This window comes from Chryseobacterium scophthalmum, from assembly GCF_900143185.1.
GTDB lineage: Bacteria > Bacteroidota > Bacteroidia > Flavobacteriales > Weeksellaceae > Chryseobacterium > Chryseobacterium scophthalmum.
The window spans coordinates 1-1,424 of record NZ_FSRQ01000009.1; the positions used below are offsets into that span (position 1 = coordinate 1).

Genomic DNA, 1,424 nt, shown 5'->3' on the forward strand with positions numbered 1-1,424 from the left:
TACACAGTAACGATTACTGATGCAAACGGATGTACAGGAACAGTAAGTGCTACTGTAACTCAGCCAACAGCAATGAGTGCAACGACTTCTCAAACGAATATTTCATGTAACGGAGGAACTAACGGAACAGCAAGTATTGTTGTAACGGGAGGAACAGCACCTTACACATACTCATGGTCACCGAGCGGTGGAACTGCAGCAACAGCAACAGGATTATCAGTGGGAACTTATACAGTAACAGTAACGGATGCAAATGCATGTACAATCACTAGAACAGTAACAATCACTCAGCCTACAGCAATCTCAGGAACAACAGTTGTTACAAACATTGCATGTAACGGAGGTTCAACAGGAGCTATTAATTTAACACCAACCGGAGGAGCAGCACCTTATACTTTCAACTGGGGAGGAGGAATCACTACAGAAGATCGTACAGGTTTAGCTGCAGGAACTTACACAGTAACCATTACTGATGCAAACGGATGTACAGGAACAGTTAGTGCTACAATCACTCAACCTGTATCAGCGGTTTCAGGCACAACAGTAGTTACAAATATTGCATGTAACGGAGGTTCAACAGGAGCTATTAATTTAACACCAACAGGAGGAGCAGCGCCTTATACTTTCAACTGGGGAGGAGGAATCACTACAGAAGACCGTACAGGATTATCAGCAGGAACTTATACAGTAACCATTACTGATGCAAACGGATGTACAGGAACAGTAAGTGCTACTGTAACTCAGCCAACAGCAATAAGTGCAACGACTTCTCAAACTAACATTTCATGTAACGGAGGAACTAACGGAACAGCAAGTATTGTTGTAACGGGAGGAACTGCGCCTTACACTTACTCATGGTCTCCAACAGGAGGAACTGCAGCAACAGCAACAGGATTATCAGCGGGAACTTATACAGTAACAGTAACGGATGCTAATGCATGTACCATTACGAGAACGGTAGCCATCACTCAGCCAACAGCAATTTCAGGAACCACAGTAGTTACTAATATTGGATGTAACGGAGGTTCTACAGGAGCTATTAATTTAACACCAACAGGAGGAGCAGCACCTTATACTTTCAACTGGGGAGGTGGAATCACTACAGAAGATCGTACAGGATTATCAGCAGGAACTTATACAGTAACCATTACTGATGCAAACGGATGTACAGGAACAGTAAGTGCTACTGTAACTCAGCCAACAGCAATGAGTGCTACAACTTCTCAAACAAATATTTCATGTAACGGAGGAACTAACGGAACAGCAAGTATTGTTGTAACGGGAGGAACAGCACCTTACACTTATTCATGGTCACCAACAGGAGGAACTGCAGCAACAGCGACAGGATTAGCTGCAGGAACTTACACAGTAACAATAACGGATGCTAATGCATGTACAATTACGAGAACAGTAACAATTACTCA

Annotated in this window: 1 protein-coding gene; it reads left to right on the forward strand. The window is 43.1% G+C overall.

Going from position 1 to position 1,424, the window contains the following annotated elements:
* A partial coding sequence (locus BUR17_RS20525) for a beta strand repeat-containing protein (protein ID WP_185116699.1) occupies positions 1-1,424 on the forward strand: 1,424 nt, incomplete at both ends.